This window comes from Ruegeria sp. B11, assembly GCF_056539785.1.
Map to the genome: position 1 here is coordinate 27,956 of NZ_JBQFVO010000002.1, position 22,048 is coordinate 50,003.

Genomic DNA, 22,048 nt, shown 5'->3' on the forward strand with positions numbered 1-22,048 from the left:
AGGCTGGCTCCGCAACTGGCTATTCTGAGTGTGTGTTCTTCCAGATCACGAGGCAAGGGACTTTGACATGGGTCAAAACGCGCATCGTGCAGACACCTTTAGACGCGTGAATTACTGCTGGCTTCGCGCTTCGCGCCTCAGCCAGTTGATGAAGATTTTCACGGATCGCCTAAGAGCTTGTTTTTGCGTAACTATATGATACCCGCGCGTATCCGGCTCGGCGAACAGTTCGACGATGCGGCCCGCATTGATGTCCGCTTCGACGAATTGTCGCACAGTGACGGTGACCCCTTGCCCAGACCGCAAACCATCCAGCAGCAGGTTACCGGGAAGCTGCGTACGCCCCGCGCCGCGTTCGGGTCCGACACCTCGCTCAGTCAGCCATTTTGTCCCCTCAGTCGTGCCAATTTCCTCAAGCCACGGCAACTGCGCAAGTTCTGCCGGGGACCAATCGGTCTTGTTACCCAATAGTGTGGGTGAGGCGACGATGACCATCGGCGTCTGCAACAACATCTCACACTCCACCCCCGGCCAACCGCCGGCGCCATAACGGATCGCAACATCCACGCCACCCGGTTGCAGCTCGACCACCTCAAAGGTTGGATCTAGGATCAGGTTTACGTCGGGATGCGTCGCGCGGAAACTCGGCAGTCGCGGCATCAGCCAAGATGCAGCGAAGGAAGACGTCAGCGACACATGAACCGGGCGGTCCTGAGCCGAGCGAGCCAGATCACCCACAGCAGCCTCGATCGCACCAAATCCAAGCTGCAGGGCACGGGCCAGATGCTCACCTTCCGCGGTAAGTGTCAGCGCTTTGCCCGTTCGGTCCAGCAGAGCCGCGCCCAGATGTTTCTCGAGCGCGCGAAGCTGCTGACTGATTGCAGCGTGGCTAACATTGAGCGCAGCACCGGCCTCGACAACACTTCGCTTCTCAGCGAAGGCTGCAAAAGCCCTGAGAGAGGCCAACGGCGGCAGTGATAGCCAGTCCATATGTAAACCCTACTTACACATTGAAATGGTAATTGAGTCGCATTCGGCGTGCGAAAGGTCAATCTTAAAGCTCAGAAACAACTCTGCACAGGAGGGAAACCATGCTGACCGTATTCGCCAGATCTTTTTTGAACGCGACACGCATCAATACGCCTCACATCTACGATGCGCCAAAGCCGGGCCGTCGCAAGCGGCGCTGGCTGCCCGAACATCATTGGTGGAGAGAAAACCCGCGCGATGTAAATCTGAACGATCTTTGATACTGGTTTGAATGCCGTATCTGGACCGGCAGAGATTGCAGCCCTATTGTTTGAAAATCGGCACCGGCTGTTCTGGAAACGCGCGAACAGATGGAACAGCCGGTGCCTAGACCTTCGGGCGGGAGACCGCCCGGAGGTGTTCTTTTAACCCTTACTGACCACCACCCAACTGATGAACATACGCCGTCACGGCGCGGATTTGCGCGTCGGTCAGGCGATTTTCCCATGGGGGCATCACGCCAAAGCGGCTGTAGGTGACCGTCTCGGTCAGGGCCTCTTGGCTGCCGCCGTAAAGCCAGATCGCATCGGTCAGATTCGGCGCACCCTGGGAAACGTCGCCTTTGCCGTCATCACCGTGGCAAGCCGCGCAGTTGTCTTCGAACACAACCTTGCCTGCCTGCGCCGCCGCGTCATCGGTCTGGGCGTTGGTCAGGGACATGACGTATTGAACCACTTGAGTGATCTCATCCTTTTCGAGGATCTCACCAAAGGCCGGCATCTCGGAATAGCGCGCGTCGTCGCTTTCCTCGTTCCGGATGCCATAGGCGATGGTGTACTCGATATCCTCAAGCGAGCCGCCCCACAGCCAGGCATCATCCAGCAGGTTCGGGAAACCCGGCGCACCCTGCGCGCCCGATCCGTGGCACTGCGCACACCAGGTTCGGAACACAGCGCCACCAGAGTTAACTGCGTATTGTTGCAGCTCCGCGTCGGCCGAGATTTCTTCCAGCGGTGTTTCCACCAACTTGGCATTCCACGGCGCATTCGCTTCTTCGAACGCGACCATTTCCTGCTGCACCAGCTCGCGCGAGGACCAACCCAGCACACCGGCGGTTGCCGATTGAACCAAGGGCCATGCGGGGTACATGATCGTGTAGATCACGCCCCAAATGATGGTCGCGTAAAAGGTCCAAAGCCACCAGCGTGGCATCGGATTATCGAATTCCTCGATTCCGTCCCAGCTGTGACCCGTGGTGTTAGGATCGCCCGGCTGTTTTTCAGGTGTCTTACTCATTGCCGCGCCTCCTTGGATGTGGCGGGTTTGTCGTCGCCCCGACGGGGCGCTGGGGCATCAGCGTGCCGGAACGGGATGTTGGCGGTGTCCTTGTATTCCTTGCTGGCACCAGGGCGGAAAACCCAGATGATTATGCCAATAAAAAACGAGAACAGGAGCAGCAACATCCAGCTATCCGCGAACTGCCTTAGAATTGTGTATAGTTCCATCACACCCTCCTTTAACGGCTTGCGTCCGGGGTGAAGGTCGAGAAATCGACCAGCGTGCCCAGCATCTGGAGGTAAGCAACCAACGCATCCATTTCAGTCAGCTCGGGCTGACCGTCAAAGTTACGCACATTGACCTTGTCGCCATAGCGTTCCAACAATCCATCATAATCGCTGTCCGGATCGGCCTGCGCCCGAAAATCGGCCTGCGCCTGTTCAAGCATCTCGTCGGTATACGGGGTGCCGACCACGGCATTTGCCGCCATGATGTCACCGATATACTTGCCGTCTAGCTTACGATCCTCAAGGAAGCCGTATTTCGGCATCACCGATTCCGGCACCACCGATTGTGGATCGCGCAGGTGGTCCACCTGCCATTGATCCGAATACCGGCCACCGACGCGGGCAATATCCGGCCCGGTGCGTTTGGACCCCCATTGGAACGGATGATCATACATGGATTCGGCCGCCAGCGAGTAGTGGCCATAGCGTTCAACCTCATCACGCATTGGGCGGATCATCTGGCTGTGGCAAACATAGCAGCCTTCGCGCAGATAAACCTCACGCCCCGCCAGTTCGAGAGGGGTGTAAGGGCGCATGCCCTCCACCTTCTCGATGGTGTTCTCAAGATAGAACAGGGGCGCGATCTGTACGATGCCACCGATGGTCACGACCAGAAAGCTGAAGATCAGCAGGAGGGTCGCGTTGGTCTCGAGGATCTTGTGTTTGTCGAGAATTGCCATTGCTCCGGCCCTCCTTATTCAGCCGGGACCGCGACGGTCAGGCTGGCCTCTTTGGCCGGCGCTTTCCGTACAGTCATCCACAGGTTGTAGCACATGATCAGCGAGCCAGCGACGAACATCACGCCACCCAGCGCACGCACCACATACATCGGGAACTTCGCGGCAACGGTGTCAGCGAACGAATTCACCAGGAAGCCATTGGCATCCACTTCACGCCACATCAGGCCTTCCATGATACCGGTGACCCACATCGACGCCGCGTAGAGAACGATGCCAATGGTGGCGAGCCAAAAGTGCCAGCTGACCAGCTGCAGCGAGTACAGACGCTCACGCTTCCACAGAACAGGGACTAGGAAGTAAAGAGCACCAAAGGTGATCATACCGTTCCAGCCCAGCGCGCCCGAATGTACGTGACCGATAGTCCAGTCGGTATAGTGGCTGAGGCTGTTCACAGCGCGGATCGACATCATCGGACCCTCGAACGTGGACATGCCGTAAAAGCCGACCGAAATCACCATCATCCGGATCACTGGGTCAGTGCGTAGTTTGTCCCATGCACCCGACAGGGTCATCAGACCGTTGATCATACCACCCCACGAAGGCATCCATAGGATCACCGAGAACACCATGCCAAGGGTCGAGGCCCAATCAGGCAGCGCAGTATAGTGCAGGTGGTGCGGACCAGCCCAGATATACAGGAAGATCAGCGCCCAGAAGTGGATGATCGACAGCTTGTAGCTGAATACCGGACGCTCAGCCTGTTTCGGGATGAAGTAGTACATCATACCCAGGAAACCGGCAGTCAGGAAGAAGCCCACGGCGTTGTGGCCATACCACCACTGGATCATGGCATCCTGAACACCAGACCAGACGATGACCGATTTCGATCCCCAGATGCTGACCGGGATGGTCATGTTGTTGACCAGGTGCAGCATGGCGACAGTCACGATAAAGGCCAGATAGAACCAGTTTGCCACGTAGATGTGCGGCTCTTTCCGCTTGATGATCGTGCCCAGATAAACAGCCAGATAGGCAACCCAGACAACAGTCAGCCACAGGTCAACGTACCATTCAGGTTCGGCATATTCTTTCGACTGCGTTCCACCAAGTATATAACCGGTTGCCGCAAGCACGATGAACAGCTGATAGCCCCAGAACACGAACCATGCCAGGTTTCCACCCCAAAGTCGCGCAGCGCTGGTGCGCTGTACGACATAGAACGAAGTTGCGATCAATGCGTTACCGCCAAAGGCAAAGATAACCGCCGATGTATGCAAAGGCCGCAGACGCCCGAAATTAAGATAGCCCTGCGCCCATTCGAAGTTTAGCGCCGGAAAGGCTAGCTGGAACGCAATAAAAGTCCCCGCCAGGAACCCGACTACCCCCCAGAATGCGGTTGCGATCACGCCGTAGCGGATCACATCATCCATATACTCACCAGAGCGGTCGACGAGGATATCTGGCTCTTCCGTGTTTCTAAGCGTCCAGATGAACAGACCGCCGGCGATCAACATCACCAGAATTGCGTGCACCTGATACGCCAAATCCCGTGCGTAGTTAGAGCCGATGGCTGCGAACAGCACCACCAGCCCAAGCACGATCAGCTTGATGTAATTTGACATATTGCGTCCCTTTGCCATGCCTCGCGCGATTCTTCGTGTCACGCGAAACCTTTTTGACTGCATGCTGTAATGCAGCGAGGTCGCCTTTGACGCTTTGATCTGCATCAAGACAAGCCCCTGTTTTCTGTGAGAGGTATTTTGCAGAAACAGACACGCGCTGGCAACGGACAGCGCCGGAAACATGAGGTCGACATGGCATTTAAATCTCTTCTTACGGTCATGACGGAAACCAAGCTTTCTCAGAACGCACTGGCACAAATGGTGGCATTGGCAGAAGGGCAGGACGCCCATGTCGAAGCGTTGTGTCTTGGCGTCGATCGCAGTCAGACCGGTTATTATTATGCCGGTGCAAACGCTTTGATTCTGCAGGAGACCCTGAGCCGCGCCAATGCCGAGGCGGACGAGATACTCGCCTACGCTCAGGATTATCTGGGTAAGTCGGGCGTGCGCTGGTCCGCTGAAAACGGGGTAGCTCAGATCGCTGATCTCGGGCGACATGTCGCACGTCGCGCGCGCTTTTCGGATCTCGTGGTATTGCCGCGACCTTATGGAAAAGACCGCGACGCAGAAGCTGAACCCATCGTCGAGGCCGCCATGTTCGAAGGCCATTCGCCGGTGCTGTTAGTGCCCGATGATAACAAACCGATTTCGGCCCCAAAAACCGTCATGGTGGGCTGGAACGAAAGCGTCGAAGCGATGCGCGCCATCCGTCGCGCGTTGCCATTCTTGAAGCAGGCCGAACTCACACGGATTGTTGTGATTGATCCACCGCGTCATGGGCCGGATCGATCGGACCCGGGCGGTCTGCTATCTCAGATGCTGGCGCGACATGGGGTGAAGTGCGAAATCGACGTGCTCAGCAAGACCATGACGCGCGTCTCGGACATCCTCAATCGCCACGCTGCCGATACCGAGGCCGATATGATCGTTATGGGGGCCTATGGCCATTCGCGCTTTCGCGAGGCCATTTTGGGCGGTGCGACCCGCAATATGCTGGAGCAATCAGAAATCCCCGTGTTTCTGGCGCACTGACGACGCCAACGAACGCAAAAGCCGCCCGTCTCTGGTGCGGCTTTATGTCTTGCGGATCAGGCCGATCAGGAACAGCAGGATCACCGCGCCGATAGTGGCAAAGAAGATCGAAGAGATGAGCCCTCCGCCAACCGCAAAGCCCAGGGCTGGAAAGATCGTGCCTGCCAGAAACGCACCGACAATCCCGACTATAATATTCCCGATCAGGCCGAACCCACGCCCTTCCATGATTTTTCCCGAAAGCCAGCCAGCAATCGCGCCGATTAACAGCATGGCGAGTAAACCGCTAAATTCCATAAGGGACTCCCAATTGTTCGAGGGCGGCGGGCTGAGGCATCAGACCAGAAATCCGCCATCGGTATCGTCGCCCGCCTCTTCCATTAGGCGCCCCATATCGGGGATTGTTACATGGCGTTTACCTTCCAGAGTAATGACCTGATCTTTCTTCAAGGCGGAAATCTGCCGGCTGACAGTTTCCAGGGTCAGCCCAAGATAGTCGGCCATCGCCTCGCGCGTCAGTGGCAGGTCAAAGACAATCGGAGCTACCATTCCGGCTTGATGAATCGACGCGTCCCGGCGCGCGATGATCGAAAGCAGGCTAGCAATCTTTTCTCGCGCGGTCTTGCGTCCAAGCACCAGCATCCATTCACGGGCCGCATCTAGTTCGTCCAACGTCATTTCCAGCAGGCGCTGCGAGATGTGAGGCGTCGTGATCATCATGTCTTCGAACGGCTTTTTGCGGAAACAGCACATCATCAGATCGGTGGTTGCAACCACGTCATAGGGCGCGTTGTCCCGTCCGGGGCGACCCACGAAATCGCTGGGCAGCAGCAGGCCGACCATTTGCCTGCGCCCATCCTCCATCGTCTGTGTCAAAGACGCGATTCCCGACACGACCGAGCCGACAAAATTCATCGGATCGCCGGACCAGATGATCGTCTGCCCCGCCTCAAAGCTGCGGTAGTACTTGATGTTCTCAAGCTCTTCCAGCTCGTCCTTTTCGCAATGCGCGCACACCGCACGATGCCGGATCGGGCATTCTGCGCAATTGGTGTGGTCGAATTGGGCCTTGAGTGTCATTCGCGCTTCCATTTGATTTCGGTCAAAGTACCCTGGGCCCTCCAGCTATAGTCATATCTTTATGACACTGAAACCTCAACTGGCACGGCTTGGACTTTTTGACGCGAAAGTACCGCGTTACACAAGCTATCCCACCGCACCCCACTTCAGCAATGACGTTGGGGCCGATCTGTTTAGCGACTGGATTTCCGGGATTGCTCCGGGCAGTTCAATCTCGCTTTACATCCACGTACCCTTCTGCCGTCGGCTGTGCTGGTTTTGCGCCTGCCGGACACAAGGCACCCAGACGGATAACCCGGTCATCGCCTATGTCGACGTGCTAAAGGCCGAGCTGGATTTGCTGGCGGCACGCCTGCCAGAGGGTGTTACATTGTCGCGGCTGCACTGGGGCGGCGGCACGCCGACGCTGTTGAATGCAGACCTGATGCGGGATCTGGCCGCGCGAATCCTTGAGATTGTGCCTCTAGGCCCAGACGCCGAGTTTTCCGTCGAGATCGATCCGAATGAGATCGACGAAGCCCGGCTGGATGCACTGGCCGAAGCCGGGATGAACCGCGCATCGATCGGCGTTCAGGATTTTGACGACGAAATCCAGAAAACCATCGGTCGCATTCAAAGCTATGACACCACCCGCGAAGCTGCCGAGATGATCCGCGCGCGTGGTATATCCAGCCTGAATGCGGACATCCTTTATGGCCTGCCCCACCAGACCAAGGCACGCATGACCGAAAGTGTGCAAAAGCTGTTGTCGCTGAACCCTGACCGGGTCGCACTCTATGGCTACGCGCATGTGCCGTGGATGGCCAAGCGCCAGCAGTTGATTCCATCAGATGCCCTGCCCACACCGGAACAGCGACTGGAACTTTTTGAAACCGCCCGGCGACTGTTCCTATGGGACAATTATGCCGAGATCGGGATCGACCACTTTGCAACGCAGGACGATGGGCTGACCCATGCGCTGCGCGCTGGTCGATTGAAACGGAATTTCCAGGGTTATACAGACGATCAAGCTCCTATTCTGATTGGCTTGGGTGCCAGCTCGATCTCACGCTTTCCGGAAGGATATGCGCAAAACGCACCGGCAACCTCGGCTCATACGAAGGCCATACGCGAAGGGCGGTTCTCGACGTCGCGCGGGCATTTGTTCAAAGATCAGGATGTTCTACGGTCTCGTCTGATCGAAGCATTGATGTGCGATTTTCAGATCAACTCGGCCGAGATTCTGCGCGATTATGACATTTCAACTGCGGAACTGCAGCAAATGTACGCAACGGCAAACGCGGCCTTCGACGGGTTGCTACGCGTGGATGAAAACGGATTGTTCATACCGCCCGAAGCACGTGCGCTGACCCGCATGATCGCGCGCAGCTTTGACACTTATGATCTGAGTAAGGCTGGGCATAGTTCCGCGATCTGAACACTCTTCGGCAGGTCGTTTTTCGCGACCTTCCCTTACAAACCGGCACGGGGGCTTGACGCATGCCTTCGGTTTTCTCCACACTCAAGGGGTGGAGAGACCCACCTCTTCACAGCCTGAGGCAGGCAAACGCAGACAGTTCTTGCCGACGCGCATGCGTTCGACAGCCCTTTTCGTGCAGCCATACTGCAACCTGAAAGAGGGACAGCACTCATGCGCGTTTTCACCGTCCTCGGCCCCAGCCAATCGGGCAAATCCACCTTGGTCGAAGCGATCAGCCGCCTCGACGGGCGGCCCACCACATTCGATGTTGCCGGAACCGTGCATCTGCACGGTTTTTCTTATTTAAACGAACCGTGGTGCGCGGTGGACGTAGACGGAGGCGGCGATGCGCTGGCCTATGTCGGCCCGGCCATGGCGATCTCGGACGCAGCAGTTGTGGTTGTTCCACCTGACCCCGATGCTGCCGTTCTGTGTGCCCCGTATCTGAGGTTGGTCGAAGAGGCGGGCATTCCCTGTTTTTTATTCATCAACCGCATGGACAGCCCCAACGGTCGCATCCGCGACATCGTTGCTGCACTGCAGACCTATTGCGCCCACCACATCGCTCTGCGGCAGGTGCCGATCCGCGACGGAGACACCATTATCGGCGCAGTCGATCTGATCTCGGAGCGCGCCTGGAAGTATCAGGAGGGGCAGCCCTCGGCCCTGATCGAGCTACCGCAATCAGCGGAAGACCGCGAACAGGAAGCACGCACTGAGTTGTTGGAGACCCTATCGGATTTCGATGACAATCTGCTGGAGCAACTGATTGAGGACAAACAGCCCCCAAGCGACGAGGTCTACGAGCTGGCCGCACAGGTCTTGCAGAACCATCAGCTTATCCCGGCCTGCCTAGGTGCCGCGAGCCATGGCAACGGTCTGACCCGCTTGATGAAAGCGCTGCGTCATGAAGCACCGGAATTCAAAATTGCAGCTGACCGGGATGAGGCCGAAGAAAACGCCTGTGCCATTGCCGGCTTTGCGGATGTGAAGAAGCATATCGGCAAGATCACCGTTTTGCGCGGTCTGGGCGACGGCGTGAAAGCACATGAATCCCTTGGTGGCGAAACTGTTGGAAATCTGACAACCTTGGACGCCAAGACACAGATCAGCGCGCTTGAAGCCGGACATATTGGCCTTGCTGTCAAATCCGACCACCTTAATCCTGGCTTCATCTATGACAGCGCGGCGGCAACGCCGTTGCCGGAATGGGCCTCATCCCATCCTGCCGCGCATCGTCAGGTCGTATCACCTGCGCATGAGCGAGACGACGTGCGCCTGTCGAATGCGTTGACCCGGCTGGTTGAGATCGACCCCGGCCTGCATCTGGAGCAAGACGAGCTGAGCGGTCATTCCATTCTGGGCTCACAAGGTCCGCAGCATATGCGGCGCGTGACCGCCAAACTCGCCGAGGATTTTGGCATCGAGATCGAGGCCGAGGCCGCCGGAACCGCCTATCGCGAAACCATTCGCACAAGGGTCGATCATCGCCATCGCCACCGCAAGCAATCCGGCGGTGCGGGGCAGTTTGCCGATGTGGTCATATCCATCGCTCCGCTGCCGCGCGGCTCGGGGTTCCAGTTCGAGGAAGTGGTGAAAGGTGGGGCCGTACCCCGGAATTACATTCCTTCGGTTGAACACGGGGCCAAGGACGCACTGGTCGAAGGCCCCGAAGGTTTCCCTGTGGTGGACGTTAAGGTGACGCTCAGCGACGGCAAGCACCATAACGTGGACAGTTCGGATTATGCCTTCCGCACCGCTGGCAAGAACGCGGTGCGTGAAGCGCTGCCCGAAGCGAAACCAGTCGTGCTGCAACCGATCCTGAACGCCGAGATCCATCTGCCGTCAACCTTCGTAGGCGATCTCGTTCCAACGATCAGCTCGCTGCAGGGACAAGTCCTAGGTTTCGAAGGCAACCCCAACGCCTCAGGCTGGGAAATCTTCAATGCGACACTCCCCGCCGTTGCGGAAGATGAACTGCACCGAACCCTCGCCAGTGCCACCCGTGGCACCGGTTGGGTCAAACTGCAATTCGATCACTATGAAGAACTGCGCGGCCCCGTTCCCGCGTCAGCCAAAAACAAGGAAATAGCCTGACATCGAAGGCGCGGGCTGCGTATCAGCCCGCTGCCGCGATCAGTTCGCGGGTGTAGTCGGTCTGGGCGTGTTCGAACAAATCTTCGGCAGCGCCCATCTCGACGACATCGCCGTTTCGCATGACGATTACGTTATGTGACATCGCGCGCACGACCTTCAGGTCGTGGCTGATAAACAGATAGGCCAGCCCGTATTTCCTTTGCAGGTCACGCAGCAGGTCAACGATCTGCACCTGCACGGTCATGTCCAGCGCACTTGTAGGCTCGTCCAGAACCAGCAGCTTGGGCCGCAACACCATGGCGCGGGCGATGGCGATCCGCTGGCGTTGCCCGCCGGAAAACTCATGCGGATAGCGGTCCATCGCAGAGGGGTCCAATCCGACCTCGTTCATCACTTCGGCCACCAGATCGCGCGGGGCGCGATGAGGATCGACCTTATGGATGGCCAGCCCCTCGGCGATGATCTGCATGCAGGTCATCCGCGGGCTGAGGCTGCCGAACGGATCCTGAAATACAATCTGCATGTCCTTGCGCAACCGCCGCAACTCGCGCGTTGACCAGCGGCGCACATTCTGGTCGCGGAAAGTGATCCCGCCCTCGGACGCGATCAGACGCATGATCGCCAGCGCCAGCGTCGTCTTGCCCGAGCCGCTCTCCCCCACGATCCCAATCGTTTCCCCGGCACGGACGCTGAGGGTCGCGTCGTTGACGGCCTTCACATAGCCTACGGTCCGTTTCAGGAAACCGCGCTGGATCGGGAACCAGACTTTCAGGTGATCGGTGCGGGCTACCTCTTCGGCATCCGGGGCCACCGGGTCGGGGTGCCCGGACGGCTCGGCCTCCAGAAGCTTGCGAGTATAGGGGTGTTGCGGGTTGTCGAAAATCTCCGTTGTCACTCCGGCTTCGACAATTTCACCGTCCTTCATCACGCAAACCCGGTCGGCGATGCGGCGGACGATGCCAAGGTCATGGGTGATGAACAACATACCCATGTTCTCGGACTTTTGCAGTTCGGCCAGCAACTCCAGAATCTGCGCCTGGATGGTGACGTCCAGCGCCGTTGTCGGCTCATCCGCGATCAAAATGTCCGGCTTGTTCGCCAACGCCATCGCGATCATCACGCGTTGACGCTGCCCGCCGGACAACTGGTGCGGATAGCTGTCCAGCCGCTCCTCGGGGTCTCGGATGCCGACCTTGGTCAGCAGTTCTACAATCCGTTCCCGCGCCTCATCGCCGGTAACGCCCTGATGCAGAGCCAGCGATTCCGCCATCTGTTTCTGGATCGTGTGCAATGGATTGAGCGAGGTCATCGGCTCCTGAAAGATGAAACTAATGTCGTTGCCGCGCACGTCCATCAACCTGTCTTCGGACGCGCCGATCATCTCTTGCCCTTCATAAGTGACCGAGCCTTCGACAATTGCGCTATCACCCAGCAGCGACACAGTGCTCAACGCCGTAACGGATTTGCCCGAGCCGGATTCGCCCACCAAAGCCACCGTTTCACCCCGGTCGACGGTAAAGGACACGCCTTTGACTGCCGCACTCACCTGCCCGTCCTGCCGGAACGAGACCTTGAGGTTGTTCACATCCAAAAGGCTCATGAGAAGGTCTTTCTGGGATCAAACGCATCGCGGACGCCTTCAAAAATGAAGACCAACAGCGACAGCATGATGGCAAAGGTGAAGAAGGCAGTGAAGGCCAGCCACGGTGCCTGAAGGTTCTGTTTCGCCTGCAAAGTCAACTCTCCAAGCGACGGGGCTGAAGACGGCAAACCGAAGCCAAGGAAGTCCAGCGAAGCCAGCCCACCGATGGTTCCGGTCACGATGAACGGCATGAAGGTCAGCGTGGCGACCATCGCATTAGGCAGCATGTGGCGAAACATGATCGTCATGTTACCCACGCCCAGCGCCCGCGCGGCACGGACATACTCCAAATTTCGTGCCCGCAGGAATTCAGCGCGCACGACGCCCACCAGTCCGGTCCAACTGAACAGGATCATCAGAATCACCAAGAGCCAGAAACTTCGCCCAAGAATCGCGAACATGATGATAATGACATAAAGCGAGGGTGTCGCCGACCAGATCTCGATAATACGTTGGAAGATCAGATCCAGCCAACCGCCAAAGAACCCCTGAATGGCCCCAGCAAAAATGCCGATCAGACTGGCCACGCCGGTGACGAGTAAAGTGAACAGGATCGACAGGCGGAAGCCATAGATGACACGAGCTAGCACATCTCGCTTGGTGTCGTCAGTGCCGAGCAGATTCTGACCATTAGGCGGCAGCGGTGCAGCGCCCGGGCGGTCCACGCTGGTGTTGAAGGAATACGGGATTGGAGGCCAGATGGCCCAGCCTCGCTCAAACCCATCCGCTTCGAACGTGCCCGCCTTGATTTCGTCGATGATACCTTCGGGGTCGTCGAAGCACTGATCCAATCCGCCGCTATCGATCAGGCACATGACCTCGGGGTCGCGATAGATCGCCTCGGTCTGGAAATCGCCTCCGAATTCCGTTTCAGCGTAAAAGTTGAAGACAGGCGTGTAGATTTCACCCCGGTACTTTACCAGGATCGGTTTGTCGTTGGCGATGAACTCGGCAAACAGCGATAGGCCGAACAACACCGAGAAGATGATCAGCGACCAGAACGCCCTGCCATTGCGCCGGAAATTGCGCCAACGGCGCTGATTGAGAGGGGAGAGTGCCATTTACCCCTCCCGCTTTTCGAAATCGATACGCGGGTCAACGAGCACATACATCAGATCGCTGATAATGCCGACGACCAGCCCCATCAGGCCAAATATGAAAAGCGTACCAAAAATCACCGGATAGTCGCGCGCCACTGCCGCCTCAAAGCCCAGACGCCCAAGACCATCGAGCGAGAAAATGGTTTCGATGATGATCGATCCACCGAAGAACACACCAATGAATACAGCAGGGAAACCTGCAATCACGATCAGCATCGCGTTGCGGAAGACATGACCATACAGCACCTTGCTTTCACTCAAACCCTTGGCGCGAGCGGTCATCACGTACTGCTTCTTGATCTCATCCAGAAACGAGTTCTTGGTCAGCAGCGTCAGCGTCGCAAAGGCCGAGATGGTCAGCGCGATTATCGGCAAAGCGATGTGCCAGAAATAGTCAGTAATCTTTCCAAACAGGCTGAGGCTGTCCCAATTGTCCGAGGTCAAACCCCGTAGCGGGAAAATCTGCCAGTAAGAGCCACCGGCGAACAACACCAGCAGCAGAATGGCAAACAGGAAACCGGGGATAGCATAGGCCACGATGATCGCACCGCTGGTCCAAGTATCAAAGCTCGACCCGTCCTTGATCGCCTTGCGGATACCTAGCGGGATCGAGACCAGATAGGCGATCAGCGTCGACCACAGACCCAGCGAAATAGACACCGGCATCTTTTCCAGCACCAGATCAATCACACTGATCGAGCGGAAATAGCTCTCGCCAAAATCCAGCGTCAGGTAGTTGCCCATCATGCCTAGAAAGCGTTCCAGTGGCGGTTTGTCGAAGCCAAACTCTTTTTCCAGTTCAGCGATGAATTCGGGCGGAAGGCCACGCGCACCGACGTATTTGTCATCAAAGGCACCACCTGCGGGCTCGGCCCCGGCTCCGGCATCGCCACCACCGGCGAACCCAGCAAAGACGTCGCCCTGCCCTTCGATCTGCGCAATGATCTGTTCAATGGGACCACCGGGCACGAACTGCACCAGCGTGAAGTTGACGATCATGATGCCCAGAAGGGTCGGAATGACCAGCAACAGGCGTCTTAGGATATAGGCGCCCATGTTATCGCAGCGCGCCTTTCGCTTTCAGGTCAGCCTCTTTCTCGGGGTTGATCCACCACAGATCGAGATACCCAAGCGAGAATGGAGGCAGGTTTTCAGGGTATTCGTACATGTCGTAATAAGCCGTCCAGTAATCCGCCACATACCCATCGGGAATGACGAAGAACTCATAACGCAAGACACGATCCAACGCCATCAGCGCAGCATCCTGTTCCGCCTGATTTGTCGTGTCGAATGACGCTTCGATCACAGCGTCAACAAGTGGGCTGGCAAGACCGGCAGGGTTGAACAAGCTAAACGCGGCTTCTTCCGATCCGTACATCTGACTGAGACCCCCGCCGGTCGACAGGAACGAGCCATAGCGGTTCGAATATACCATATCATAATCACGCTCACGCCGCCGCAGGGTGAATTGAGAAGGATCTACCTTCTCGGCCGAAGCATCCACACCGATCGACTGCAGGTTCTGCACATAGGTCTCGATCATGGTGGCGGTCGAGGTTGGAATGCTCGACGCATACGGAATATTGACCTTCAGCGTCTGCCCATCGGCATTGCGGCGCAGATTGCCGTCGCCGACGGGCCAACCAGCCTCGTCCAGCAGTTTCGAGGCTTGCCGCAAATTGCGACGGTCGTTCAACCGAGCTGGATTGGATTCGTGGACGACAAGCGCAGGCTCGCTGAACACCTCGGCCGGAACCACGTCACCCAGCGTTTCCAGAAACGCCAGTTCGGCACCCTCCGGCACGCCTGTCGCTTCAAGATGTGTCCCCTGCACGAATGAACTGCGCGGTGCGTTCAGACCGAACATCAGCGATTCATTTGCCCATTCGAAATTGAACGCCAGCGCCAGCGCTTTACGCACATTCTTGTCGGCAAATTGAGGCTTGCCCAGATTGAAAACGAAACCCGACGGCGTCGGTGGGCTACCATCCACGATCTCGTCCTGCACGACAAACCCTTCGCTGAGTTTCGGGAAATCGTAACTAGAGGCCCAGAGCTTGGGGTCACTTTCGATACGCATCGTGTATTCGCCCGCCTTGAACCCTTCGAAGGCGGCGGTTTGATCCGCGAAATACTCGATCCGGATAGTGTCGTAATTGTTGCGGCCTATGTTGATCGGCAGATCCTTGCCCCAATAATCGTCGCGACGCTTGTAGACTATACGACGGTTGATGTCATAGCTGTCCAGTTTGTAAGGACCTGAACCAACGGCGACCTCCAGCCGCGGTTCGTCCAGACGACGGCTTTCATCGGCCTCGAACCAGGCTTTTGAAAATACCGGGGTCGACCCGACGGTTTCGATCAACCCGCGCCGGGTGACATCCGGACTAAAAGTAAATTTTACAGTGTGGTCATCCAGAGCTTCAGCCCCTGTAACCATGCGCCCGACGGCTTGCGCATAAGACGGCAAACCCTGCTCAATGAACAAACGATGACTATAGACGACGTCTTCGGCAGTCACCGGGGTGCCATCCCAGAACATAGCTTCGGGGCGCAGATTGAAGATCACATAATTGCGCCCTTCGTCATATTCCATACTTTCCGCAACAACCCCATAATACTGCCCGACACTGTCCGCGGTACTTTCGATCAGCGGGTCATATTGAAGCGTAGTCAAAGCGCCTGCCCGCCCCTTGCGCGAATAAGGGTTCAGGGAATCAAACGTACCTGAGCCCGATAAAGACAGCTCTCCGCCCTTTGGTGCGTCTGGGTTGACGTAGTTCAAGTACGGATAGTCGGCCGGATAATCCAGATTTCCGAAATAGGAATACCCGTGGCTACGCGTGACGCCCTCTTCATTGGCACGGGCAGGATCGCTGCTGCCCAGAACCAGTGTCGCCGAAATCCCAAAAGCCGCAGCCCAAGCGTGAATTCCGGTAAAGCGCATCTGGGGCAGCAGGGGTTTCATCAGGCTCGTCCTCTGAATTTCTGTCATCTTCATTGTCGTGCCCGCCAGCTAAAGGTCCAGCACTGTCAGTTGCAAGTTTAGAATGCGTGAACGCTTTGTGAAGTTCTTCTCAGACAAAAAAATAAAGCCGCTGCGCAAGGCAGCGGCTTTAAATCCTGCAAATCTGATCAACAGATCAGTTGCCGATGGTCTGCAGATACGCAATCAGATCGGCGCGTTCTTGTGGTTTTTTCAGGCCAGCAAAGCTCATCGAAGTGCCCGAGATATAGGCGCTTGGGCGTTCCAGGAACGCGTCCAGGGCTTCGGGTGTCCAGTTGCCACCATGCGCCTGCATCGAGGCCGAATAACCGGTAAAGCCTTTAGCTGAGGCAACCGGGCGATCTACGACACCGTAAAGGTAAGGACCTGTACCATTGGCGCCGTCTTCCAACTTGTGGCAGGCGGTGCACTTGCGGAATACACGTGCGCCCTTTTCAGGGTCGGCTGCAGCCAACATATCCTCGAAGACCACTTCTTCGCCGTCCGCGCTTTCGCCCGAGCTTTCGGTTTCGATAATGTAAGCAGCTTCGGCAAGATGGCTGTCAGAGCTATAGAGGACATCCGCCCCCCATTTTGCCAGAAGCAACACCAGGAAGGTGCCAAACAAGCCGGCTGCGGCTTTGGTAACTGTCATCGTGTCGAACATTTTGATCGCGTGTCCATTTCAGCTGTCTGCGGGGTGTCTAAGGCTTCCCCTGAGAAGACGCAAGGTATAGACACCGCGACTAAACGCCCAATTCAAGAACTTGTTGCACGGAAACGACCAAATGACCAATCGCATAGCATTTCAGGGAGAACCCGGCGCATACAGTCACGAAGCCTGCCGGAACGCACGCCCGGATATGGACGCCCTGCCCTGCCGCACTTTCGAAGATGTGATCGAATCAGTGCGCTCAGGTGAGGCTGATCTGGCCATGCTACCGGTGGAAAATACCACCTATGGTCGTGTGGCCGATATTCACCGCCTGCTTCCGCATAGCGGGCTGCACATCATCGACGAAGCATTTGTGCGCGTGCACATCAACCTGTTGGGCGTACCGGGCGCGACTCTGGAGGATATCACTGAGGCGCATTCCCACCTCGTCTTGCTACCACAATGCGCAGGTTTCCTGAAGCAACACGGAATTCGTGGCAGGGTCAGCCCGGATAATGCTCGTGCCGCACGCGAGGTCGCCGAGATCGGCGACAAACACTCCGCAGCGTTAGCCAGTGAGCTGGCAGGTGAGATTTACGGCCTCAACGTTTTGGCCCGTCACATTGAAGATCAGGGCGACAACACGACCCGTTTTCTGGTGATGTCTCGTGAGGCCGACGAATCGCGCCGTGGTGATCACGGCATGATCACAAGTTTTGTCTTTCAGGTGCGTAACATCCCGGCGGCGCTGTACAAAGCGATGGGCGGATTTGCCACCAACGGAATCAACATGACCAAGCTGGAAAGCTATATGGTCGACGGGTCCTTCACCGCGACCCAGTTCTATGCCGATATCGTGGGTCATCCAGGCGATCGAAATGTGCAACTGGCGATGGATGAGCTTGAGCATTTTACCACCAACGTAGAAGTCCTCGGTGTTTATCCGGCGGCGCAACCTCGTGGATAGTGCAGGCAATCGGCTCGCCCCTTCAAAGGAACGGCCTGGATAGGCGGGGCAGCTACGCTTGCAGCTTAGAACGGTAACTTGAGTCCTTCGGTGCGACATCCTGAAAGTGCGGCGGACTACGGGTTGGTCACTCCGGTCCCCATGCGAAAGACCTTGCATATCGCGCCATCCATCTGCCGATACTCTCTGAATCCCATCGCCTCATAATAGCCAAGGCCGTCGAAATTATTGGCCCCGATCGTAGCATCGATAGCGGGCAATCCCTGCTGCCTAGCGGCTTGAAGAGAACGTTTGAACAACGCCCGACCGATACCACATCGCGCAGCGGACGGTTTGATATGCGTCCCAATGATGCCCCACCCGACCGCAACGCCATACGTGTTGTTTCGGGTGGCAAGCTTCAACGACTGGAAACCCAGTATCTGTCCGTCCGGCGCAACGGTAAGGCTACACTGAATCCGCTCAGGGTCGCAGATGTAATGCGTCAGTGCAAAGGCGCTGTCGGCGGGCTTGGTCCGCTTTCCGGCCGTTACAAGCGCTGTTAGCACACCGGACAAGCCATCCGCATCGGCTTCGACAGCGTCGCGTATGATCGGTCTCGTTAAAGTGCTCATCTACTTCTCGGTTGTCAGACACCATGGAGGTGTCGTTCCTCCATATCGCGCGCGAATTCGCTGAGACGGGTCTGGAACTGCCGCCTGAATCGGGATTGCCCTAACTTCAGGGATTGAAGCAATAGGCGGGCGGGCAGCGTTTTCGCACCCAGCGATGTTTCAACGCGCAGCCGTGTCCGACGTTGGGAAAGCGCCAAAAGCTCGATCACCGTGTCGCCGTTCATTCCCTTGCTGCTGGACTGGAACCGCATCAAGGACGGGCGGTCGCATTCAGTCATCTCGATAATGATATGACGTGGCTTGCCACGTATCTTGAATTCGGTCTCCCAGGTTATTCCGGCCTGCGGCACAACCGACCCCGTGACCCGACGCACATCGACCCCGCGCCGCAAGGCTTTGCGTTCGAAGCGTTCAAAATCCGAGACCATGGTGAAGACCGTCTCGATTGGGACATCGATATCTTCCTGCGCTGAAAACTGCATGTTTGCTTTTCTCTGCCCTAGATTGGGTTCAGTTTCTCGTCAGTCCAACGTGTCTGCAAGCCAGTGTTGCAACAAAAAGTGCGCAATCGCACCTTTTCGGGCAGGCAACAGCTTAGGGTGATCCCCAGCGAAGGCCTGCATCATCTCTGTCCGGGTGACCCAGATCGCATCCTCGATCTCGACCGGATCGATCTGGATATCGCGCGATAACGCCTCGCCTGCGCATCCAAACATCAGGGATGCGGGAAAGGGCCAGGGTTGGCTTGCGAGATAGCTCACCGCACCCACGGGCACGCCCGCCTCTTCCATCACTTCGCGCCGCACAGCGGCTTCCAGCGTTTCACCGGGCTCAACAAAACCAGCCAAAAGCGAATACATGCCTTCAGGCCAGCCCGGAGAGCGCCCCATCAGCACCGAATTGCCATGGGTAATCAACATGATGACCACAGGATCGGTGCGCGGGAAATGCTGGCCGCCGCAGGCCGGGCAACTGCGCTGCCATCCACCCTGAGACATCTCGCTGCGGGCACCACATCGGGCACAGAATTGATGCGTTTCGTGCCAGCCGATCACCGCCTTGGCGGTTGCCGCAATCTCTGCGTCTCGTGGGTTGAGGCGTGTCATGATGCGGCGCAGCTCGGCAAAGACACACCCCTCGGGCAGATCGGGGTGCTGCTGTTCGCTGCGGTCGACAAAATCTCCGACACCGGATAAATCCAGCCCTTCAGCCGCCCAGCCCGAGATGTCCATGGCAAAAAGCGGCGATCCATCCTCGGATTTTCCAAGGAAAATCGGTTGCTCGATCACACCGCCCGGGCCCTGTTCGAGAATCTTGTGCGTCATCGGAAGCCGGACGAGCCGGTCCAGTGCCTCACCCTCAACCAACAGTTTGCCGCGCCACAGCAACACACATGTTGCCAAAGGGTCACGATAAACCTGTGCCAGTTTGTCCGCGTCGCCGCGCAGCAAACCCGCCCGATCCAGTGCCGAGCCGCCAAATGTCACCTGTTCTGCGCGTTTCATGCCTGCCGTTCCTGACTGCCGCGCAAAGGGCTGCCACGTCTTACCTGATCGTGCAACGGGTATCGACCAAACATTTTTCGACCCTGCCGCGGAATGACCGCAGCATCGCCCCGGAAATTGCATTAAATCGACCTCATGGTGGAAACGTTGGCACACTGACAGCTAGAAGTTGAAGATATTGAAATCAAAGCATTTAATGCGACAACGAAGAGATGCAGATGATGGCGCACGGATTCGAATCCTTGCAACATCCGATCTACACATGCACCTCACGTCATATGACTACTATTCGGATCGCGCCGAACCTGCGATTGGTTTGACCCGTACCGCCAGCCTGATTCACGAGGCGCGCAGACAGGCTGAACGCGACGAAGCCCTCGTGCTGTTGTTTGACAATGGTGATAGCCTGCAGGGAACGCCATTTGGCAACTGGGCAGCTGAAAACGTGTCAGACGCCCATCCCCTGCCACGCGCGTTCAACACGTTGAACTATGACGCGATCGGATTGGGTAATCACGATTTCGGATTTGGGCTGGAACTCGTCAATCGCATCGCTCGCCAAACCGCCTGCCCAATGATTTGCAGCAATATGCAAACCACTCAGACCGAACAAGGTTGGGATGCACACACGATTCTGCATCGGGTTGTCAGACTAAATGGACAGGACACCGCAATCCGCATCGGGGTTCTTTCTGTTTTGCCCTCTCAAACCGCACAGTGGGAAGCACATCTGCTAACGGACCGGGTCGTGGTAACAGACATTCTGGCCGCTGCGCGGCGCGCTGCTGAAGATCTCAGCGTGCAAGGTTGCGACCTGATTGTCGCCCTTGCGCATACCGGACTGGGATCGGCAATGGCCGAGCCGGATATGGAAAACGCGATCATCCCGCTGGCCGAGATGCCGCTGATTGATGCCGTCGTCGCAGGCCACACCCATCTGACACTGCCCGGAAAGGCGCATGATGGTTATCCATTCGTCGACAGTACGCGGGGGCTTGTCCATGGAACGCCGGTTGTCATGCAGGGTTGGGCCGGGTCTCATCTTGGGATCATTGATCTGACACTGCAAAAAGATACCACCGGCGATTGGCGCATTACAGGCAGCCATGTCGAAGCGCGGGCAATCGCTCAATCGGGCACAGAAATACCCGAATGCCAAAGGATCACAGAGCTGTTTGCGACCGGCCACGCTGCGACGCGCAAAAGGGTGACCAGGCCAGTGGGCACAATCCCACACACGCTGCACAGCTACTTCTCATATTGCTTACCGGATCGCGGTCTGGCCTTGGTTGCGGCGGCTCAGGTCGCTGCCCTACGCCCGCATTTGGTCGATACCGACTGGGCAGATTTGCCTATCATATCGTCAGCCGCCCCGGCAAAGTTCGGCGGGCGCACAGGAAGCAAGTACTACACGGATATCCCCTCAGGTGAGATTTCAGTTCGACATATCGCCGATCTCAGTGTCTTTCCTAATGAATTGCGCGCGGTGCTGGCCTCAGGTTCTCAGATTCGGGACTGGCTTGAGATGTCAGCCGGGCTGTTCCATCAACTTGGATCAGACGCCCCGATCGATCTTGCCGATCCTCAGCGCACGGGCTTCAACTTCGATGTCCTGCATGGCGTCACCTACCAGATCGATCTTTCGCAACCGGCGCGGTTCGATACGCTCGGTCGAGTGATTGATCCGGCATTTTCCCGCATACGCAACCTGGAATTCGATGGGCAGCCGATTGCGCCTGACCAGAGTTTCCTTGTCGCCACCAATAACTACCGCGCCAATGGCGGTGGTCATTTTCCAATTGCGCGACAAGCCCGTATGATTGACCTGCCTCAGATCAGCATACAGGATATTCTATGCAAATACGTCGCTGGCACACTGCCCGCCGACCCACTTGCACATGCACCGCGCCCCTTTTCTTTTGTACCAAACCAAAGGCAGGGCGCGATCCTGACAACGGGGCCGCGCGCGCTACACCATGTTGCAGAGCTTGCTGAGTATCATCCACGCATTCTGCCCGACGATGCGGATGGTTTCATGCGTATTCATCTGACCTTCTGACGGGTTGCCATTTTCA

Annotated in this window: 21 protein-coding genes; 6 read left to right on the plus strand and 15 right to left on the minus strand. The window is 57.1% G+C overall.

Annotated elements, in window-relative coordinates; all coding sequences use genetic code 11:
• Positions 1 to 111: 111 nt before the first annotated feature.
• On the minus strand, positions 112 to 990 hold the full coding sequence (locus ACR0I1_RS07850; protein ID WP_480705784.1) for a LysR family transcriptional regulator: 879 nt from the start codon (positions 988 to 990) through the stop codon (positions 112 to 114).
• A gap of 101 nt (positions 991 to 1,091) precedes the next feature.
• Here ACR0I1_RS07850 and ACR0I1_RS07855 point away from each other — a divergent pair, with 101 nt between their 5' ends.
• The gene (locus ACR0I1_RS07855; RefSeq protein WP_170398617.1) at positions 1,092 to 1,250 is read left to right on the plus strand and encodes a hypothetical protein; all 159 of its coding nucleotides are present in this window, start codon (positions 1,092 to 1,094) and stop codon (positions 1,248 to 1,250) included.
• Between the two features lie 151 nt (positions 1,251 to 1,401).
• On the opposite strand, the gene ccoP is transcribed toward ACR0I1_RS07855, so the two are convergent.
• The 4 genes from ccoP to ccoN are packed head-to-tail and all read right to left on the minus strand — an operon-like array spanning position 1,402 to position 4,836.
• Complete coding sequence (gene ccoP, locus ACR0I1_RS07860) at positions 1,402 to 2,265, minus strand: cytochrome-c oxidase, cbb3-type subunit III (protein ID WP_170398621.1); 864 nt, start codon at positions 2,263 to 2,265, stop codon at positions 1,402 to 1,404.
• Positions 2,262 to 2,474 carry a cbb3-type cytochrome c oxidase subunit 3 gene (locus tag ACR0I1_RS07865; RefSeq protein WP_170398624.1) on the minus strand — a complete coding sequence of 71 codons (213 nt, stop codon included), beginning with the start codon at positions 2,472 to 2,474 and terminating at the stop codon, positions 2,262 to 2,264. Before ACR0I1_RS07865 ends, ccoP begins: the two co-directional genes overlap by 4 nt.
• Positions 2,475 to 2,485: 11 nt before the next feature.
• The gene (gene ccoO, locus ACR0I1_RS07870; protein WP_170398627.1) at positions 2,486 to 3,214 is read right to left on the minus strand and encodes a cytochrome-c oxidase, cbb3-type subunit II; all 729 of its coding nucleotides are present in this window, start codon (positions 3,212 to 3,214) and stop codon (positions 2,486 to 2,488) included.
• A gap of 14 nt (positions 3,215 to 3,228) precedes the next feature.
• Positions 3,229 to 4,836 carry a cytochrome-c oxidase, cbb3-type subunit I gene (gene ccoN / locus ACR0I1_RS07875; RefSeq protein ID WP_170398630.1) on the minus strand — a complete coding sequence of 536 codons (1,608 nt, stop codon included), beginning with the start codon at positions 4,834 to 4,836 and terminating at the stop codon, positions 3,229 to 3,231.
• A gap of 192 nt (positions 4,837 to 5,028) precedes the next feature.
• Between ccoN and ACR0I1_RS07880 the strand changes: the two genes are divergently transcribed.
• The gene (locus ACR0I1_RS07880) at positions 5,029 to 5,868 is read left to right on the plus strand and encodes a universal stress protein (protein ID WP_170398633.1); all 840 of its coding nucleotides are present in this window, start codon (positions 5,029 to 5,031) and stop codon (positions 5,866 to 5,868) included.
• Between the two features lie 42 nt (positions 5,869 to 5,910).
• Here the strand turns inward: ACR0I1_RS07880 and ACR0I1_RS07885 are convergent, their stop codons facing one another.
• Positions 5,911 to 6,165 carry a GlsB/YeaQ/YmgE family stress response membrane protein gene (locus tag ACR0I1_RS07885; protein WP_480705787.1) on the minus strand — a complete coding sequence of 85 codons (255 nt, stop codon included), beginning with the start codon at positions 6,163 to 6,165 and terminating at the stop codon, positions 5,911 to 5,913.
• Between the two features lie 39 nt (positions 6,166 to 6,204).
• The gene (gene fnrL, locus ACR0I1_RS07890) at positions 6,205 to 6,948 is read right to left on the minus strand and encodes a transcriptional regulator FnrL (RefSeq protein WP_170406526.1); all 744 of its coding nucleotides are present in this window, start codon (positions 6,946 to 6,948) and stop codon (positions 6,205 to 6,207) included.
• Between the two features lie 61 nt (positions 6,949 to 7,009).
• On the opposite strand from fnrL, the gene hemN reads away from it, so the two are divergent.
• Together hemN and ACR0I1_RS07900 are read left to right on the plus strand one after the other, a co-directional pair.
• Positions 7,010 to 8,365, plus strand: a complete 1,356-nt coding sequence (gene hemN, locus ACR0I1_RS07895; protein WP_480705789.1) for an oxygen-independent coproporphyrinogen III oxidase — start codon at positions 7,010 to 7,012, stop codon at positions 8,363 to 8,365.
• A 213-nt stretch (positions 8,366 to 8,578) separates the two neighbouring features.
• Positions 8,579 to 10,504 (plus strand): elongation factor G, encoded by a 1,926-nt coding sequence (locus tag ACR0I1_RS07900; protein WP_480705791.1) that lies wholly within the window; start codon positions 8,579 to 8,581, stop codon positions 10,502 to 10,504.
• Positions 10,505 to 10,526: 22 nt separating this feature from the next.
• On the opposite strand, the gene ACR0I1_RS07905 is transcribed toward ACR0I1_RS07900, so the two are convergent.
• The 5 genes from ACR0I1_RS07905 to ACR0I1_RS07925 form a co-directional block, all read right to left on the minus strand.
• On the minus strand, positions 10,527 to 12,104 hold the full coding sequence (locus ACR0I1_RS07905) for an ABC transporter ATP-binding protein (protein ID WP_480705793.1): 1,578 nt from the start codon (positions 12,102 to 12,104) through the stop codon (positions 10,527 to 10,529).
• Positions 12,101 to 13,207 (minus strand): ABC transporter permease, encoded by a 1,107-nt coding sequence (locus ACR0I1_RS07910; RefSeq protein WP_170398652.1) that lies wholly within the window; start codon positions 13,205 to 13,207, stop codon positions 12,101 to 12,103. The genes ACR0I1_RS07905 and ACR0I1_RS07910 overlap by 4 nt, the downstream gene beginning before the upstream one ends.
• The gene (locus ACR0I1_RS07915) at positions 13,208 to 14,302 is read right to left on the minus strand and encodes a microcin C ABC transporter permease YejB (RefSeq protein ID WP_170398655.1); all 1,095 of its coding nucleotides are present in this window, start codon (positions 14,300 to 14,302) and stop codon (positions 13,208 to 13,210) included.
• A gap of 1 nt (position 14,303) precedes the next feature.
• Positions 14,304 to 16,214, minus strand: a complete 1,911-nt coding sequence (locus tag ACR0I1_RS07920; RefSeq protein WP_170732480.1) for an extracellular solute-binding protein — start codon at positions 16,212 to 16,214, stop codon at positions 14,304 to 14,306.
• 175 nt (positions 16,215 to 16,389) lie between these two features.
• Positions 16,390 to 16,899, minus strand: coding sequence for a c-type cytochrome (locus ACR0I1_RS07925; protein ID WP_170398660.1), 510 nt, complete (start codon positions 16,897 to 16,899; stop codon positions 16,390 to 16,392).
• A gap of 121 nt (positions 16,900 to 17,020) precedes the next feature.
• On the opposite strand from ACR0I1_RS07925, the gene ACR0I1_RS07930 reads away from it, so the two are divergent.
• Positions 17,021 to 17,854, plus strand: coding sequence for a prephenate dehydratase (locus ACR0I1_RS07930; protein ID WP_170398663.1), 834 nt, complete (start codon positions 17,021 to 17,023; stop codon positions 17,852 to 17,854).
• Between the two features lie 116 nt (positions 17,855 to 17,970).
• Here ACR0I1_RS07930 and ACR0I1_RS07935 read toward each other — a convergent pair whose 3' ends face one another.
• Genes ACR0I1_RS07935 through nudC form a run of 3 tightly spaced genes read right to left on the minus strand, consistent with a single transcriptional unit; the run spans position 17,971 to position 19,973 of the window.
• Entirely contained in the window at positions 17,971 to 18,468 is a 498-nt protein-coding gene (locus ACR0I1_RS07935) for an N-acetyltransferase family protein (protein WP_480705795.1), read from the minus strand.
• Positions 18,469 to 18,482: 14 nt separating this feature from the next.
• On the minus strand, positions 18,483 to 18,950 hold the full coding sequence (locus ACR0I1_RS07940; RefSeq protein ID WP_170508814.1) for an SRPBCC family protein: 468 nt from the start codon (positions 18,948 to 18,950) through the stop codon (positions 18,483 to 18,485).
• 39 nt (positions 18,951 to 18,989) lie between these two features.
• A complete protein-coding gene (gene nudC / locus ACR0I1_RS07945) occupies positions 18,990 to 19,973 on the minus strand; it encodes an NAD(+) diphosphatase (RefSeq protein ID WP_170425765.1) in 984 nt (327 codons plus the stop codon).
• A 196-nt stretch (positions 19,974 to 20,169) separates the two neighbouring features.
• Between nudC and ACR0I1_RS07950 the strand changes: the two genes are divergently transcribed.
• Positions 20,170 to 22,032 carry a bifunctional 2',3'-cyclic-nucleotide 2'-phosphodiesterase/3'-nucleotidase gene (locus tag ACR0I1_RS07950; RefSeq protein ID WP_480705797.1) on the plus strand — a complete coding sequence of 621 codons (1,863 nt, stop codon included), beginning with the start codon at positions 20,170 to 20,172 and terminating at the stop codon, positions 22,030 to 22,032.
• The last annotated feature ends 16 nt before the right edge of the window (positions 22,033 to 22,048 follow it).